Source organism: Pedobacter kyonggii (assembly GCF_004310665.1).
Classification (GTDB): domain Bacteria; phylum Bacteroidota; class Bacteroidia; order Sphingobacteriales; family Sphingobacteriaceae; genus Pedobacter; species Pedobacter kyonggii.
This window is the reverse complement of the sequence record NZ_SIXF01000001.1, coordinates 513,186-530,782: the sequence shown is the minus strand read 5'-3', so window position 1 is coordinate 530,782 and position 17,597 is coordinate 513,186. Positions and strand designations below refer to the sequence as shown.

General features: G+C 38.5%; 15 protein-coding genes and 1 riboswitch. Of the genes, 11 read left to right on the top strand and 4 right to left on the bottom strand.

The genetic code is table 11. The features are described from left to right. Window positions 1–5: 5 nt before the first annotated feature. The gene (locus tag EYS08_RS02365) at window positions 6–653 is read right to left on the bottom strand and encodes a 4'-phosphopantetheinyl transferase family protein (protein WP_108197253.1); all 648 of its coding nucleotides are present in this window, start codon (window positions 651–653) and stop codon (window positions 6–8) included. Between the two features lie 71 nt (window positions 654–724). Here EYS08_RS02365 and dcd point away from each other — a divergent pair, with 71 nt between their 5' ends. The 6 genes from dcd to EYS08_RS02335 all read left to right on the top strand — a co-directional run bounded on the left by dcd (window position 725) and on the right by EYS08_RS02335 (window position 8,263). Next, window positions 725–1,261: a dCTP deaminase gene (gene dcd, locus EYS08_RS02360; RefSeq protein ID WP_121284464.1), complete on the top strand. Its 537-nt coding sequence runs from the start codon at window positions 725–727 to the stop codon at window positions 1,259–1,261. 566 nt (window positions 1,262–1,827) lie between these two features. Next, a complete protein-coding gene (locus EYS08_RS02355; RefSeq protein ID WP_244215835.1) occupies window positions 1,828–4,518 on the top strand; it encodes a carboxypeptidase-like regulatory domain-containing protein in 2,691 nt (896 codons plus the stop codon). A gap of 97 nt (window positions 4,519–4,615) precedes the next feature. Next, window positions 4,616–5,377 carry an enoyl-CoA hydratase/isomerase family protein gene (locus EYS08_RS02350; RefSeq protein ID WP_131028238.1) on the top strand — a complete coding sequence of 254 codons (762 nt, stop codon included), beginning with the start codon at window positions 4,616–4,618 and terminating at the stop codon, window positions 5,375–5,377. Window positions 5,378–5,526: 149 nt separating this feature from the next. Then, window positions 5,527–6,408 carry an SDR family oxidoreductase gene (locus EYS08_RS02345; protein ID WP_131028237.1) on the top strand — a complete coding sequence of 294 codons (882 nt, stop codon included), beginning with the start codon at window positions 5,527–5,529 and terminating at the stop codon, window positions 6,406–6,408. A gap of 65 nt (window positions 6,409–6,473) precedes the next feature. Next, complete coding sequence (purD, locus tag EYS08_RS02340) at window positions 6,474–7,745, top strand: phosphoribosylamine--glycine ligase (protein ID WP_131028236.1); 1,272 nt, start codon at window positions 6,474–6,476, stop codon at window positions 7,743–7,745. Between the two features lie 11 nt (window positions 7,746–7,756). Beyond that, entirely contained in the window at window positions 7,757–8,263 is a 507-nt protein-coding gene (locus tag EYS08_RS02335; RefSeq protein ID WP_131028235.1) for an SMI1/KNR4 family protein, read from the top strand. A 66-nt stretch (window positions 8,264–8,329) separates the two neighbouring features. Here the strand turns inward: EYS08_RS02335 and EYS08_RS02330 are convergent, their stop codons facing one another. Both EYS08_RS02330 and EYS08_RS02325 read right to left on the bottom strand, forming a co-directional pair. Next, entirely contained in the window at window positions 8,330–9,484 is a 1,155-nt protein-coding gene (locus EYS08_RS02330) for a TlpA disulfide reductase family protein (RefSeq protein ID WP_131028234.1), read from the bottom strand. A gap of 234 nt (window positions 9,485–9,718) precedes the next feature. Next, entirely contained in the window at window positions 9,719–10,900 is a 1,182-nt protein-coding gene (locus EYS08_RS02325; RefSeq protein ID WP_131028233.1) for a formimidoylglutamase, read from the bottom strand. A gap of 71 nt (window positions 10,901–10,971) precedes the next feature. Between EYS08_RS02325 and EYS08_RS02320 the strand changes: the two genes are divergently transcribed. The 3 genes from EYS08_RS02320 (at window position 10,972) to EYS08_RS02310 (ending at window position 13,665) form a co-directional block, all read left to right on the top strand. Further along, window positions 10,972–11,934 carry an NAD-dependent epimerase/dehydratase family protein gene (locus EYS08_RS02320; protein ID WP_131028232.1) on the top strand — a complete coding sequence of 321 codons (963 nt, stop codon included), beginning with the start codon at window positions 10,972–10,974 and terminating at the stop codon, window positions 11,932–11,934. Continuing rightward, window positions 11,934–13,235: an HAD-IB family phosphatase gene (locus EYS08_RS02315; protein WP_131028231.1), complete on the top strand. Its 1,302-nt coding sequence runs from the start codon at window positions 11,934–11,936 to the stop codon at window positions 13,233–13,235. The genes EYS08_RS02320 and EYS08_RS02315 overlap by 1 nt, the downstream gene beginning before the upstream one ends. A gap of 103 nt (window positions 13,236–13,338) precedes the next feature. Continuing rightward, window positions 13,339–13,665: a hypothetical protein gene (locus EYS08_RS02310; RefSeq protein ID WP_131028230.1), complete on the top strand. Its 327-nt coding sequence runs from the start codon at window positions 13,339–13,341 to the stop codon at window positions 13,663–13,665. Window positions 13,666–13,976: 311 nt separating this feature from the next. On the opposite strand, the gene EYS08_RS02305 is transcribed toward EYS08_RS02310, so the two are convergent. Beyond that, on the bottom strand, window positions 13,977–15,266 hold the full coding sequence (locus tag EYS08_RS02305) for a voltage-gated chloride channel family protein (protein ID WP_131028229.1): 1,290 nt from the start codon (window positions 15,264–15,266) through the stop codon (window positions 13,977–13,979). 19 nt (window positions 15,267–15,285) lie between these two features. Further along, window positions 15,286–15,348: riboswitch (Fluoride riboswitch) on the bottom strand. 64 nt (window positions 15,349–15,412) lie between these two features. Between EYS08_RS02305 and EYS08_RS02300 the strand changes: the two genes are divergently transcribed. Beyond that, window positions 15,413–16,378: a tryptophan 2,3-dioxygenase family protein gene (locus EYS08_RS02300; protein WP_131028228.1), complete on the top strand. Its 966-nt coding sequence runs from the start codon at window positions 15,413–15,415 to the stop codon at window positions 16,376–16,378. Window positions 16,379–16,524: 146 nt separating this feature from the next. Continuing rightward, window positions 16,525–17,589: a branched-chain amino acid aminotransferase gene (locus EYS08_RS02295; protein ID WP_131028227.1), complete on the top strand. Its 1,065-nt coding sequence runs from the start codon at window positions 16,525–16,527 to the stop codon at window positions 17,587–17,589. Window positions 17,590–17,597: the final 8 nt, after the last annotated feature.

Sequence of the window (17,597 nt, the reverse complement as noted above, 5' to 3'; positions counted from 1 at the left end):
TTATTTTAAGAATTGCTGGCTACATAGCCTAACATGTAACTGTCTTTAGTTTTAAAGTAATTAACGGTCAGTTCTCGCGTACCTGTTGGCAGTTCTACCAATGCATTTAGTGAGCCTTCGTTTTTTAGCTTAAAGGGTTTAATATGGATATGCTGTTTAAATTCTAAACCCTTTTTGCCGTGCCATTTGTAAATAGCTTCTTTAGCACACCATGCAACATATAGGCCATCCGTATTATCGCCAATCTGTTTCTGGGCAAGCTCTACATCGCTTAAAAACTTGTGTTTAATGCTTTTTATCTTGTGCTTAATCAGTTCAATATCAACACCCACAGCATGGTCTTTGCTAATCATTACGGCAGCATAATCATAAGAATGGCTTAACGAAATATGATAGTCGAAGTTAACCAGATAGGGTTTGCCGTGTTCATCAAACTGACAATCGATATACTCGGTTGTATTAAGCATTGTTCTCAATAGCAATCTCGTGCTTAACCAGTGCAGTAACCGCTTGCCGCTGTTTAACGACGAAATAATATCATGTTCATGCTGCTTAAGCTGCAGTCCGGCCAACAACTCTTCCTCCGTTTCTTCAATTTTCCAAATTGCTAAAACAGAATGCTGATCAATATTTTTATTGTAAATTATTGGCATTGATTAAATTGGAGATTACATGCAAAATTATCTTAAATAAATGATAATTTAGGCCAAAAATACGTATAAAAATGATATTATCTGATAGCAGGATATTAGAAGAAATTGAGAAGGGAACAATCATCATTGAGCCTTTTAAACGCGAATGTTTAGGAACCAACTCGTATGATGTTCATTTGGGAAAATACCTGGCTACTTATAAGAGCCGTGTGCTTGATGCGAAGGCTCACAATGAAATCGAACATTTCGAAATCCCTAAAGATGGCTATGTCCTTCATCCAGGCACACTATATCTTGGTGTTACAGTAGAATATACCGAAACGCATGGGCATGTGCCTTTTTTAGAGGGTAAAAGCAGTACCGGCCGTTTAGGGATCGATATTCATGCAACAGCAGGTAAAGGTGATGTTGGTTTTTGTAATACCTGGACTTTAGAAATATCAGTAGCACAACCTGTAAAAATTTATGCCGGAATGCCTATTGGCCAATTGATTTACTTTGTTGTTGAAGGTAAGATCGAAACGATGTACAATTCAAAAGGTAATGCTAAGTACAACAACAAAACCACCCGGCCGGTAGAAAGCATGATGTGGAAGAATAAGTTTTAACAATTTGCTAATCGGTTAACTGTCAGATTGCTTTTAGACCACCCATTTGCAAATCACTGAGCCTAAAAAGAATGTTTTTTGTTTTTTTGGAAATGAAAACCTTGTGCATTTGGCCGCTGTAGCCCCGCCATTCGCTAAGGTCCAATAGAAGAATCGGGAGCCGCCGCTGCTGTCGGGTTTATGATTGGCAGTCTGTTCTCCGTGGTCCAAACATTGTTCCTGAACCCGATTGTCGTGAATGCCGATTTTTCATCGGCAGAAACAAAAGCGGGGCTGGTGAGGCCAAGTGATCAGAACCTCTCATTTCCAAATCAATAGCCTAAAAGAATATTTTTCTTTTTGGAAATGAAATCCAATGTGCTTTGGGCCGCTGTCGGGTTTATGAACAACGGACGGATAAGGTCAAGCACACTTAATCCTTCATTTTCAAATCTATATTGATAAATTAATGTGTTTCTTTAACTGTGAACTAAAAATTTAGAAGTGAAACTAAATTTCATGGTATCTTCATAAAAATATGCCTTAGGTTTTGTACCTTGACACATATTTATTTGTTACCAAACCACATGAAACTCAAAATTACTCTCGCAATCAGTTTTCTATCTCTACTTATTGTTTTTGCCGCATTTAAAATGGATGATGATCCATTTGGTCAGCTCTTGCAAAAACTCGAAGATTACACCAGTAAATATCCACAAGAAAAAGTTCACCTTCACTTAGATAAGCCTTATTATGCCATTGGCGATGATATTTGGTTCAAAGCCTATGTGGTGAATACGAAGACTTCGGCCCCTTCGGGCATTAGTAAGATCCTGTATGTGGAGCTGATCAATGAAAAAGATTCGCTAAAGAAACTGGTTAAGTTACCCATTATGGGAGGAATTACCTGGGGCGATTTTAAGTTAACAGATTCACTTGGCGAGGGCAATTATAGAATTAGGGCCTATACCAACTACATGAGGAATTTTGGTACTGAATTCTTTTACGATAAGACAATCAAGATCGGAAATAGCTGGGCTAACAAAGTTTTTACAAAAACTTCTTACAGTTTTACCAAAGAAAACACTGCAGATAAAGTAACGGCAACAGTTCATTTTGAAGATAAAAATGGTGTAGCCTACAGTGAAAATGAAGTAAGTTATGAAGTTCAGTTAGATTATCGTACCATAACAAAGGGCAAAGTTAAAACAAGTTTGACTGGTGATGCGGTAATTAGCTTCACAAACAATCAATCTTTCCAAAATAAATCAGGGAAGATTATTGCTACCATCGCGCTGGATAATAAACAAAAAGTAATCAAATCTATCCCGATCACTTCTACGTCTAACAATGTTGATGTACAGTTTATGCCAGAGGGGGGAACGCTTGTTGAAGAATTGCCGCAAAAAGTTGCCATTAAAGCAGTTAATGCCGATGGCCGCGGTGAAGATGTAGAAGGAACTATAGTAGAAGAAGGGGGAAATGAAGTAACCAGTTTTGCCACCAATTATTTAGGTATGGGTAACTTTGTGTTTAACAACCAGGCCGGGAAATCATATTCTGCAAAAGTTAAATTTAAGGATGGATCAGAAAAAACGTTGAAATTACCTTTGGCCGTTAAAAGTGGTTATGCACTTTCTGTAAATGCTTTAGATACAGGTAAAGTGGTGGTTAAAATTATGGCCAGTGCCGATCTTGTAAATGGCGAAGAACTAAAAGTTGTTGCACAGCATGGTGGCAATGTATATTATGGCTCCAAAGCTAAAATGGATAAACAGGTACTAGTGGCTAATATTCCAAAAAAGAACCTGCCAACTGGCATTGTGCAGTTTACTTTATTTTCAAGCACCAATCAACCTTTAGCAGAGCGGTTGGTTTTTATTAATAACAAGTCTGAGTTAATTGATGTATCACTTAATTCATCTGGAGTTTCTAGCGCAAAAAGAGGGAAAGCAGCCTTTACTTTCAATGCTACTAATGATAGCAAACCCGTTTTAGGTAGTTTTTCGGTTGCTGTAACCAACTTGGCAAAAGTAACACCTGATGAAAATAATGAGTCGAATATCCTCTCCTCGTTATTACTTACCTCTGATTTGAGCGGCTATGTAGAAAAACCTAACCATTATTTTTTAAAGGATGATCTTCAAACACAAAAGGAACTCGATAACTTAATGCTTACCCAGGGCTGGAGAAGATTTCTCTGGAGAAATATCATCAATAATGTTGGCCCGAACATTACTTATAAACCCGAGCAGTCTATTACCATTAGCGGAACGGTAATGAGGGGTAATAAACCTGTACCAGGTGGTAAGGTAATGCTAATGGCTACAAAAGGAACGGTAGCCATTTTGGATACGGTAACCAATGCCGAAGGAAAATTTGTTTTCGATAATTTAAGTTTTGGCGATAGTACAAAATTTGTTGTTCAGGCAAGAACTAAAACAGAAAGGAAGTTTGTAGATATTAATCTTGATATCGTTCCTGGGCAGATTGTAACCAAGAATAAAAATGGAGCCGATGTAGATATCAATGTGAATAATACTTTGATGAAGTATATTAAAGAAAGCGATAACTATTTTAATGAGATGACCCGTTTAGGCTTGCTAGAGCGGACAATTAAACTCGAAGAAGTAACCATTACTGAAAAGAAAAACCCAGCGAAAAATTCATCCAACCTAAATGGTGCCGGAAGAGCCGATTTCGTGATGACAGCCGATCAGCTATCTACCTGCATTACCTTATCGCAATGTTTACAGGGCAGACTGCCCGGAGTAATATTTAGAGGTAACGTGCCATACTTAATGCGTAGTCAAAATCAACCTATTAATATTATTGTTGATGGCATGCAGATGGAAGCCGATTTTTTGGATAATGTTAATCCTAACGATGTAGAATCTATTGAACTTTTAAAAAGCATCGGCAATACGGCCATTTATGGTTCGCAAGGTGGTGGAGGTGTAATTATTATCACTACTAAACGTGGCGATGGAGGTAGAAGTACCAACCGGTATGCACCGGGAATTGTAACGTTTAATCCACAAGGATTTACGATTTCAAGAGAGTTTTATTCACCAAAATACGATGCGGCAAGCTCAAGTAGCAGGGCCGATTTAAGAACAACTATTTATTGGAATCCACAGGTTGTTACAGATAAAGATGGAAAAACACAATTCGAATTTTATAATGCAGACGAGCCTGGAACCTACCGTGTAGTAATAGAAGGAATAGACGCTATAGGGCATTTGGCAAGAAAAGTTTACACTTATGATGTTAAATAGAGAAAAATAGATAAATTTGAATTAGTATGCATGCATAGTTTATGCTATGGTGTATTTGTCTTGATACTAGATTCTTAAATCTTGATACTATTTAAATATGAATACAATAAAAGTAAGTGTTAAAGATCGCCTGGCAACCATTACATTAGATAGAGGTAAATCGAATGCCTTAAACCGCGAGTTGATTACCGATCTTGACGATATGCTTAAAAATATTACCGCCGATGATAACATTGGCGGTGTAATTTTAACTGGTACAGCACCTTTCTTTTCTGCTGGATTGGATTTGGTAGAACTTTATAAGTACAACGAAGAAGAGGCTAAATCTTTCTGGCAGTTGTTTTTGGGTTTTACTGCCAACATGGTTGCGTTTAAAAAACCAATGGTAGCTGCAATTAGTGGTCATAGCCCGGCCGGCGGATGCGTAATGGCATTAGCCTGCGATTACCGGGTAATGGCAGAAGGGCAATACATTATCGGACTAAATGAGGTGCCAGTAGGTATTATTGTGCCAAATAGTATTTTTCAATTGTATGCGTTTTGGTTAGGTAAGGCAGAAGCCAGTCGTAGTTTGCTTTCAGGTAAGCTTTATAGCCCAGAAGAAGCTTTGAAGGTTGGTTTGGTTGATGAACTGGTGAGGAATGAAAGTTTGTTAACGGCTGCCGAGCGTAAGATCAAGAAATACATGGAACTCGAAAGTAACACCTGGTCGCAAAGCAAATTAAATATCCGCGAGGAATTAATTGCTGCGGTAACTGCAGATCAATCTGCTACGTTAGAAAAAATGTTAGCACAATGGTGGTCGCCGGCAACGCGCCATATTATAAAAACGATTTTAGCTAATCTGCAGAGAAAATAAGTTTGGAGTTCGGCGCAGGGCGTTTGGAGTCGATTACTCGGTTCAAACAACTGAGCGATTATCCAAGCTAAACAGTTAACCAGTTTAAATAATTAACCGATTAACCATTCCCAACAATCTAATAATTAACTTAATAACCAACCACCGCTATGTTCAGTTATAACGCACCAATGCTCAGAGAAGACGCTTTAAAAGGAAAAACCATTGTAATTACAGGTGGCGGAACGGGCTTGGGTAAAGCAATGGGCGTATATTTCTTGAAATTAGGAGCCAACCTCGTAATTACAAGCAGAAAACAGGATGTACTACAAAAAACTGCCGATGAAATGGAAGAAAAAACAGGCGGCAAAGTATTGGCAGTTGCCTGTGATGTTAGAGAAGTAGCACAGGTAGAAAATGTATTGGCCAAAACTTTAGAAAAATTTGGCTCAGTTGATATATTATTGAATAATGCTGCGGGTAATTTCATCTCTCCAACCGAAAGGTTATCGGCCAATGCATTTTCATCCATTATCGATATCGTTTTAAAAGGAACAGTTAACTGTACACTTACCTTTGGTAAACATTGGATTAAGGAAAAGCAAGCTGCAACAGTTTTAAATATAATTACCACTTACGCTTTTACAGGCTCAGCCTATGTTGTGCCTTCGGCTTGTGCAAAAGGTGGTGTTTTAGCACTAACCAGATCTTTAGCCGTAGAATGGGGTAAATATGGTATTCGTACCAATGCAATTGCTCCAGGTCCGTTTCCAACTAAAGGTGCCTGGGAGCGTTTATTGCCCGGCGATTTAGCTAAAAAATTCGATTTTAAAAACCGTGTGCCGTTAAAAAGAGTAGGGGACCATCAGGAATTGGCTAATTTAGCCGCATTTTTAGTGAGCGATTTCTCCGGATACATTAATGGTGAAGTAATTACGATTGATGGCGGTGAATGGTTGCAGGGCGCAGGTCAGATGAATGGCTTAGAGGCAATCCCGAACGAAATGTGGGATATGCTTGAACAAATGACAAGAAGTGCAAAAGGAAGCTAGTATTTGAAGACAAGTCTTATTACTTGATACTCGCTACTTGTTACTAAAATATTATCTTTGCCGATATGAATATCTTACTTTTAGGGTCAGGCGGCAGAGAAAGCGCATTCGCTTGGAAAATGAGCCAGTCTTCGCACTGCGATAAACTAATTATTGCTCCAGGTAACGGTGGTACAGGAGCTTATGGTACAAACATCAACATCAATGTAAACGATTTTGATGCCATTAAAAAAGTAGTGCTTACCGAAAACATCGAACTCGTTGTAGTAGGTCCGGAAGAACCTTTGGTAAATGGTATTCACGATTTTTTCCTTGCCGATAAAACCATTGCGCACATTCCAGTTATCGGACCTAAAAAAGAGGGAGCTATTCTAGAAGGAAGCAAAGATTTCTCTAAGCAGTTTATGGAGCGCCATGGTATTCCAACTGCGGCTTCAAAATCATTCACGCCCGAAACTTTGGAAGATGGCTTGGCTTATCTGCAAAACCATGCTTTACCGGTTGTTTTAAAGGCCGATGGTTTGGCAGCAGGTAAAGGTGTGTTAATCTGTACCGAAACCATTGAGGCTCAGGAAGAATTAAAACTGATGCTTGGCGGTAAATTTGGTGCAGCTGGAGCAACAGTCGTAATTGAAGAATTTTTAAGCGGAATAGAACTTTCGGTATTTATTTTAACTGATGGTGAAAATTATATCACACTGCCTTCAGCTAAAGATTATAAACGGATTGGTCAGGGCGATACCGGTTTAAATACTGGTGGTATGGGCTCAGTTTCGCCGGTTCCTTTTGCCACGCCAGAATTTTTGGCTAAAGTAGAAGAGCGGATTATTAAGCCAACGGTTGATGGTTTAAAGAAAGATAATATCGATTATACAGGTTTCATCTTTTTCGGACTGATTAAAGTAGGAGAAGAGCCATTTGTAATCGAATACAATGCACGTATGGGCGATCCTGAAACAGAGAGTGTGATCCCTAGAGTTGAAAACGACTTGGTAGAACTGTTTTTAGCTACTGCCAACAAACAATTAAACCAGGTGAGTTTGGTTATTTCTGAGCAAACAGCTGCTACTGTAATGATTGTGGCAGGTGGTTACCCAGGCGATTATCTGAAGGGTAAAGCCATTACTGGAATTGAAAACCTACGTCATTCTAATGCATTCCATGCCGGAACATTGTTAGAAAATGATGTAGTGAAAACAAATGGAGGTAGGGTAATTGCCATTACCAGTTTGCAAAAAGATTTGTTTACTGCTTTACAATCGGCAACTGCTGATGCCGGCAGAATTTATTTCGATGGCAAATATTTCAGAGAAGATATTGGTTTTGACTTAATTTAAAAGAATATAAGTTGAAAAAAGTACTCAAAAAGATTTCCGAAACCGCAATTAAACAAGGAGAGTTTAGTTTTACAACCAAACAGATCGAAACAAAATGGCTAGGTAATCAACCTGCCACATTAGCTGAAATACAGGAAGCTGAAGCAAGATTGGGAATAGCGTTCCCAGCTGATTATAAAGAACTCCTGTTGATTACCAATGGATTTACTACACCAAACGAAAACGTTGATCCATCGTTCTCCAAAATAAGCGATGTGGCATTTCTAAAAGATGTTGACGCACAGCTCATCGAAATCTGGACTGAGCATATAGAATTGCTAGAGGTGGCCATTAAACTGGCTCGAAGTATTGTAATCGGTGGCTTAACTGAAGAACAATATTTTCTTTTAATCCCACCGGTAATCGAAAATGCCGATTGGGAATACTGGAAATTCGCATCATGGATTCCAGGAGAAGATCCTTACGAAGGACTTGAAAACTATTTCATTAACGTATTGGATTTCTTAAAATCTGCATAATACGTTTTCGTATAAACAAAGAAAGCCCCAATATCGATTGGGGCTTTCTTTGTTTTGAATACTTTTTTATTTCGATTTGCTTCCTAATAATTCTTGAAGTTTATCTTGTAAAGCCTGTTCTCTTAAGCCTTTTGCAATAATTTTGCCTGTTGGATCAATTAAGAAATTAGCCGGGATAGATTGGATGCCATACATTTGGGCCACTTCATTGCTCCAGCCGTTTAAGTCTGATACATGTGTCCAGGTTAACTTGTCGGCTTCGATGGCTTTTTGCCACGCAGCTTTAGTTGTTCTGGTATTTCCTCCATCTAAAGAAACACCCAAAACAGTAAAGCCTTTATCTTTAAATTTGTTGTAAGCCACTACTACATTTGGGTTTTCCTGACGGCATGGGCCACACCATGATGCCCAAAAATCTACCAGAACATATTTACCTTTAAAATCAGATAATTTAACAGGTTTACCTGCAGTATCAACTTGTGTAAAGTCCATAGCCATGGCACCTACAGCGGTTTTCCTTCCAGCGTCGAATATTTGAGCAATTTTTTTACCTGTCGTAGTTGCCTTCAAATCTGGCGATAATCCAACAAAAGCTTTTTCTGCTGCTGTTGCCTGTTCAGGATCTGCGGCCAATTGGCTAATTGCGCTTAAGCTGATAAAAGATTTTGGATTGCCGTTTGCATACTGTAATAATAATGGAGCCATTCCAGCAGCTTCTTTTTCATAACGGGCACCTAAAGCGCCCATAACCGCTTTATCTTGTTTTTGCTCGGGTGTATAGCCTGCATATTCAGCATTAATTGCAGCAAGTTTGTCTGCTACAGGTTTAGTTAATGCTTTTAATTTCTTTGCATCGTCATTAACTGGTGAGCCGGTGATTGTTGCTTTCTTTAAAGAATCTGCTGCGGCTAGCTTTATATTTCCTGGCTCTACATATAGAGATAAAGCATCTAATTTCTCACCTTGTGCCGGGCGGTTTACGTAAGGGTTTTTGTTTAAGAAAAGACTTCCTTGCGCAGGGCTCAACAATGTTCCTTTAAATGCAAAAGTACCATTTGTCACTGTTGTAGAATCGGTGACATTTTTGCCGTCACCTTGATAGATCAGATAAACCTTATCTCCGGTTTTCAATCCTTTTATGTCGCCACTAATTGTAAATGGCTTTTGTGCCAAAGCTGCAAGGGGCAATAGCGCCATTGCAGATAATAATATTTTTTTCATCTGTATAATATTTTTTCATTGGTGATGAAGCTATCATGATTTGTTGATTTTACTTTGTGGTCACGAAAATCATGATGGTTTCATGAGGTTAGTTTAATCCTGTTCAAATATAGAAATCTGTACCGCTAAAACGTAAATAGCTGTGTAAAATTATGATAGACTGTTCATAGGGTAGACTTTTATTTTATCGATTTCCAGCAAAAAGTAAGATATAAACTTTGAACTTACATAAGTTTAGTTTAGTTTTTGGTAGGTTCTCCACCATAAATCAGGCATTTCGCCATTAACAGCAGTCTGGTAATCATCATATCTGCAAGGCACAAGATGGTAGCGCTCATTTTTGGATTGCCCTGAAGGGTAAGGGACCTGCATCCACCAGCGGTCTGATTTTTTGCTTTTTACAAACATCATTTCTCCCGAACCATCTTTTAAACTGGTTCGATAGATCATAAACTGCGATTTAGGTGTAAGCGGGAAATCCTTTTTACGGGCGTAAAATCCATCCACAAAATACCATACCATTTGAGCAAGTAAGAAGGCCGTTTGGCCGTTGTTATCGTAGGCTGGATTAAACTCGTAAAAGCCAATTGAGGTCAACTTATCATTCATGCCAGCATAACGGGCAATTCGACAGGCTTCTTCGCCATCAAAACCATTTGGCGTGGTATTCGCATTTGCTGCGGCATCTGCAGAACGGATAGCGCCCATGTCAAAGCTAATCATATTTGCATTACGGATAATGGGCTCTGTTAAGGAAATGTCCTGAGCAAATTCACCTAAACGGTGTACATCAAAGTATAATTTATCCATCACACTTAAACTCTCCTGGTTTACAAAATAAGTTTGATAACCCACATTGCTGAAATTGAAAAGGTAATTGGGCTGGTGAAGAAAAATTTTGTTTAGGTAACAGTCCGATCGGGTAGCAATTCCTTCATTGTCATCATCGCCAATGTCAAATTGGTTATCAATAACCACCAGATCTACTTTTTGCTCTAAATCTTCATAACCCAGGTACTGGCCATAGGTTAAATCTTGGCCGCCACCAATAATGACTGGAATAATGTCTTTTTTAATCAGCTCCGAAACCACCATCTTGATCGCAATGTAAGTATCGGCAATGGTTGCGCCGTGTTTAATATTGCCTAAATCGACAATCCTGCTATTAAAAGCACCTTCGTTGAGTTTATAAAATTTCTCTCTAAAATAATCCGGTGCCAGGGCAGAACCTTCATTATTAACGGCGCCTCTTCCATCAAGTACCCCAAAAATTGCCAAATCATAGGTATGCTCCTCAAAATCGGGGAACGATTCGGTGTAAATTTGCGCTTTTAACCCCAGCTGACTTGTAAAAAATCCTTGCTTAGGTGTAAAACTATCTGGGTTTATAGGGGAAAAGAAATCCGTTAATGACATATATTTAAAACTCTCGGCTCAAATATCTATTTTTGAATGCGTATTTCCACATATAGCTCGAAAAAAATAAAATGATACTGGTAACCGGAGGAACTGGATTTTTAGGATCTGAATTAATTAAGCAGTTAACCGATAAGGGATTAGCTGTTCGGGCCTTGAGGCGAGAGAAATCTAAAATCCCTTCACAAATCAAGAATATTCCACTCATTGAATGGTTTGAGGCTGATATTAATGAGCCATCAGCTCTGGAAGATGCCTTTTTCGGGATTACCAAAGTTTACCATTGCGCAGCTTTTGTGTCCTTCAACCCAAAAGATAAAAAACAACTTTTTCACGTAAACATAGAAGGAACCTCGAACATTGTAAACCTTTGTGCCGAAAATAATTGCCGTTTATTGCATGTAAGCTCAGTTGCTGCGTTAGGAAATGCTAAAAAGGGCAATAAAATTACTGAAAAAGACTTTTGGGAATATGATGCCAAAGCACATGCCTATGGTTTATCGAAATACGAGGGTGAGATGGAGGTTTGGCGGGGCATCACTGAAGGTTTAGACGCTATTATTGTCAACCCATCGGTAATTATCGGTAAAAATGCTGGATTTGAGGGAAGCGGAGCAATTTTTAAAGTGGTTAGGGGTGGTTTCCCGTTTTACACCGATGGTGCTTCTGGTTTTGTAGATGTTGAAGATGTAGCCAAAGCGATGATCCTGTTAATGGATGCGGAAGTTTCGGGACAACGGTATATCATTTCTGCCGATGATTATCATTATAAAGATCTGTTCAGCGAAATTGCACAGGGTTTTGGTGTTAAAACACCAAAAAGAGAAGCAAAATCATGGATGCTCGGAATAGCCTGGAGGGCACTAAAATTTGCATCTATATTCACTGGTAAACAGCCTTCCATCACTAAAGATGCAGCGAAGAGCAGTTTAACCTTAAGTTATTACAATAACAGTAAAATAAAAACGGAAACAGGCATTACCTTTAAGCCGGTTGCCGAAAGCATAAAAGAAATTACCCAACATTTAAGATAATGCCCAAACAGAAAGCCTATTACATCATCGATTTTGATAGTACCTTTACACAGGTAGAAGCACTTGATGAACTTGCCCGAATTTCGCTAAAGAACCATCCAGATAAAGAGGCGATTTTCCAAAAAATTGAAGATTATACTAATTTTGCCATGGAGGGAAAACTCTCCTTTTCCGAAAGTTTAGCCCAACGTGTTAAGCTTCTTGAGGCGAATGAAGATCATTTAAAACAACTCATCAAACATTTAAAAAAGAAAGTATCAACTTCTTTTTCGCGCAATGCCGAGTTTTTTAAGAAACATGCCGATGAGGTGCTGATTGTTTCTGGCGGGTTTAAGGAATTTATTACCCCTGTAGTGAGCCAGTACCACATTAAAAAGGAAAATATTTATGCCAATACCTTTGTAACCACTGGCGATGGTAAAATTATAGATTACGATCATGCCAATCCTTTGAGTGAAGAAGGTGGTAAAGTAAAATTACTTCAGCATTTAAAGCTCGAAGGCGAACTATTCGGTATTGGTGATGGATATTCTGATTTCCAATTGCGCGAAAGTGGTATCATCAATAAGTTTTTTGCATTTACGGAGAATATAGCCCGCGAAAGTATTGTTTCGAAAGCTGACCATGTAACACCAAGCTTCGACGAGTTTTTATACGTAAACGATCTGCCGCGTGCCATTTCTTATCCTAAAAACAGAATCCTTTGCCTGGTAATTGGAGAGGTTGATCCCTTAACAATTTCTATCCTTAAAAATGATGGTTTGTCAATTAGGCATAAAACTTCTTTTGAAGATAAATACGTAAAGGATGTGGGGATTATCCTTTTAGGTGATGGTGAAAAAATAAATGCGGAACAGTTAAAAAATGCGGCTAAGCTAAAAACTATAGGTTATTTAGGTAATGCGAAAAATAAAATAGACCTCGATTTATGTACCAAACAAGGTATTGTTGTTTTCGATGATCCTAAACATAATCCACGTAATATCGATTTTATCCCGAAACGGGTTGCCGATTTTATGAATACCGGAGCAACTTATCTGAGCAGCAATTTCCCTAACTTACAATTGCCAAAAATTGAGAAATCGCACCGCTTAATTCACATTCACAAAAACGTTCCGGGTATTATGGCGAAAATCAATACTGTTTTTGCTAAGCACGACATTAACATTGTGAGTCAGTTTTTAATGACCAATCCTGAGATTGGCTATGCCATTACCGATATCAATGCAGAATACGATAAACAATTGTTTAAATCGCTTAAAAAGATCGAGCATACCATAAAGTTTAGGGTGCTTTACTAATGTAGTTGATCAAAGTTTTTGACAACCTTATAGGCTATTTGCCAGTAGGTTGTCAAAGCTTTTTATAGCCTATTTTTAGTATATTGGTTTATGCAATTATATTATGGCAAAAACCGAACATTACTATACTAAATTTGAAGAGGGAAAATTCTATCACGTGTATAACCGATCTATAGATAGGCAACCACTTTTTAAATCTGATGCCAATTATAGATTTTTTCTAAAGAGATTTGACCAATACCTTTCAAATGTTTTAGATGTTTATGCTTTTTGTCTGTTAGGAAATCATTTTCATTTATTAATTCTTGTTAAAGAAAATCTAAAAGATCTGAATCACAATAATTTATCCATTCATGATCTTGTAAGCAAACAATCAGAATATTCTTCCAATCATATGCATTGGCATTTAATATCCAGCATAAAAGAATAGGTACATTATTTCAAACTCCATTTAAACGTGCTCAGATAAACGACGAATCTTATTTTACAAGGCTTGTTTATTATATTCATTCTAATCCTCAAAAGCACAATCTTATTTCCGATTTCAGAGATTAGAAATGGAGTTCTTACGGTCGGATTCTACTTGAAACCGATACCAAACTAAAAAAGCAAGAAGTATTGGACTGGTTTGGCGGGAAAGCAGAGTATTTAAAATTTCATTCTAATCTTCATGAAGCCATCCTGCTTGATGAGCTTTGACAACCTTCATTGCTAAGCACCAGAAGGTTGTCAAAGCCAATTCTATCTCAAGAACTGGTGTCTCTTCAACAACAAATGCTTAGGCGCACCTATCGTTTGCGAGCGATAAATCCCCGTATGGCCTGAAAATAAGTAAGCAGTAACGCAGGCTAAGGCGATATAAATTCCCGATGAGGTACCAAATAGCTCTACACCCATAAAAATGCAAGCCAAAGGGGTGTTCGCTGCCCCTGCAAAAACAGCCACAAAACCCATTCCTGCTAACAGCCCAACAGGTAAGGGAATAAAGAAACTCAAAAAGCTACCAAGTGTGGCCCCAATAAAGAAAAGTGGAGTAACCTCGCCGCCCTTAAAACCTGCACTCAAGGTAAACGCAGTTAAAAATAATTTGATTGCAAATGTATAATACGCTTCTTGTTGAACAAAGGATTCTGAAATAACCGGAATGCCCAAGCCGATATATCGTGTATTCCCAATCAGGTAAATAATGCCAATTAAAACTAGTCCACCAATAAATGGCCTTAATGGTGGGTATTTGATTTTACTGAAAAGACTTGATAAGCTATGGTTTAAGGCCGAAAAAGATCTCGCCACGAGTCCAAATAATATTCCTGCACCTAATGATAATAGTAAATTTATCGAATTCATTTCCGGTACCACAGAAATGGAATAATGGGTATGCCCAACACCCCAGCTTTTGCAGGCATAATCGGCAATAATTGCAGTAATAAATGAAGGAAGAATGGAACCGTAAGTTAAACTTCCAATAACGAAAACTTCCAATCCAAATATAGCACCTGCCAAAGGTGTCCCGAAAACAGAGGCAAAGCCAGCACTAATTCCGCAAATGAGGATCACTTTTCGATCTCTGGCTTTAAGTTTAAACAGTTTCGTAAACTGATCGGCAAAGGCCCCTCCAATTTGCACCGCTGTACCCTCTCTTCCAGCCGATCCGCCAAATAAATGGGTAATAATCGTGCCTGCGAAAATGAGTGGCGCCATGATCAGCGGAATCACATTTTTGGGCGATTGTAATTCCTCGATCAAGAGGTTGTTGCCCTTTACAACGGCTGCACCCCAATAATGGTAAGACAGACCAATAATTATACCCGCAATTGGTAAAAAGGCGATAATCCAAAGGTGTTGTTCACGGTAATTGGTTGCCCAGTTTAAAGTTTCTAAAAAAAGGGCAGAGGCAGAGCCAATAATCCCACCCAAGATTGCAGAAATCAATAGCCACTTTAAAGTGCTAATTAAGAGTAATCCGAAGTCGAGTTTAATAAAATGTTTAATCGACAGAAGAAATCCTTCTGTTAGTTTTTTAACAGGCATTTGAATTCAATTCTAAATAAAAATCGTAGGAGTCATCAGCCTGTTTGGGCGGTTTTGGCGGTACTCCATCGCCATTGTTCCAAATGTATAAAATTTAGTTATTTGTTGCAAAATCTTTATCACCTTTGTGCAGCTAACTTTAAACCATGGATTTCACACCCGAAATAAAAGACAAACTACACCAACTGCAGGAAAAGTATACGGCAATGGGGCAGGATATGGCATCATACCTCGATGGGCTTTTATATGCCGATTTCTTAACCTATTGGGACTACATTCATTTGGATACTTTGCTGAGCTTACAGAATCCTAAAACACCAATTCCGGATGAAGAGATTTTCATCATGTACCATCAAATTACGGAACTTTATTTTAAGCTTGCACTGCACGAATGCAGGCAGATTGCTGAACATGAAAATTTAACCGTCGAATTTTTTACTGCACGTGTAAAACGGATCAACGCTTATTTCAGCGCCTTAACTACTTCTTTCGAGGTGATGGTTGATGGTATGGAGAAAGAGCAGTTCCTGAAATTCCGCATGTCGTTATTGCCTGCCAGTGGATTCCAATCGGGCCAGTACCGGATGATCGAGATCTGTGCTACAGATTTTATCCGATTGGTAGATAAAAGCAAACGCGAAGAACTAAATAATGCAACAATAGAAGAACAATTCGAAAATATTTACTGGAAATTCGGTGCAACCGAACTGTCTTCGGGTAAGCAAACTTTAACCTTAAAGCAATTTATTAAAAAGTATGCTGCTCAGTTTCTGCAACTGGCCAAAGACCGCACTTTAACCAATTTTTCAGCTTTATACCATCAATTGCAAACGAATGGAGCCGATGTTTCTGCCCTTGCAGAGGAGCTGCGTAAGCTGGATTTATATGTAAATGTAGAATGGCCTTTATCGCACTACAAATCGGCCGTACGTTATTTGGAGAAGGATCCGGTTGATATTGCTGCAACAGGCGGAACCAACTGGCAAAAGTATCTGCCTCCGCGTTTTCAGAAGAGAATCTTTTACCCGTTCTTATGGACTGGTGAGCAAATGGAAGAGTGGGGTAAAGGTTGGGTGCTTAGTGTACTTAAAACACTCAAAAACAAAGATTAATATTGCAAAAAGCTATTAAAAAAGCCTGTTTTTTCTTAATTTGCGCGAAATAATTAATGACAGAATGAGTAAATTATTGAATTAGAGAATAGGAGAGTAAAATACTCAATTATTTCAATCAATCACCCATTCAAAATTCAAATACAATGACCGAGACATTAGATATAAAAATCACCAAAGCAGAACAAACACGTTTGGCTGTTACTGATTTTTCGCAATTACCGTTCGGTAAGGTTTTTACCGATCACATGTTTACTGCCGACTATGAAGATGGCGAATGGAAAAATTTGCAGATTCTTCCATATGGCCCAATTCCAATGAGCCCGGCAATTTCTGCACTTCATTATGGACAGGCTATTTTCGAAGGATTAAAAGCTTACCGCCAACCAGATGGTAAAATTAGTGTTTTTCGTGCTGATAAAAACTTCGAACGTTTTAACAAATCAGCCGCAAGAATGTCGATGCCAGGTATTCCTGAGGAAATTTTTATGCAAGGTTTGGCTGCACTAATCAATGTTGATGAGAAGTGGGTGCCGAATCAAGAAGATTATGCTTTATATATCCGTCCGGTAATGTTTGCAATGGATCCTTATTTGGGCGTTAAGGCATCTGATACCTATAAATTTGCTTTATTAACCACCCCAACTGGTCCATATTACAGTAGTGCGCTAAAGGTTAAAATTGAAACTGAATTTACACGTGCGGATGAAGGTGGCGTAGGCTTTGCCAAAACAGCTGGAAATTATGCACGTTCGTTATATCCTTTCGAGCAAGCAAAAAAAGAGGGTTACGATCAGTTGATCTGGACAGATTCGGTAACCCATGAGTTTATTGAAGAAGCTGGAACGGCTAACTTACTTTTTGTAATTAATGGCAAATTGGTTACCCCATCAGTACGCAGTACGGTTTTGGATGGTGTAACGCGTGATACCATTATTAAACTGGCTAAAGATGCTGGAGTAGAAGTTGAAGAACGTAGGGTTTCTGTTAAAGAAGTGATCGAAGGAATTGAAAACGGAAGCTTAACAGAGGCTTTTGCCGCAGGAACTGCAGCTACAGTAACACATGTAGGCGAAATGGGCTATAATGGTCAGATCTATAAATTAACCGACCCATCTACTAGACATATTTCTAACGGCATTGCTAAAAAATTAAACGATATCCGTTACGGTTTAGCACCAGATGAATTTGGTTGGAACTGGGTAATCTAAGATCACCG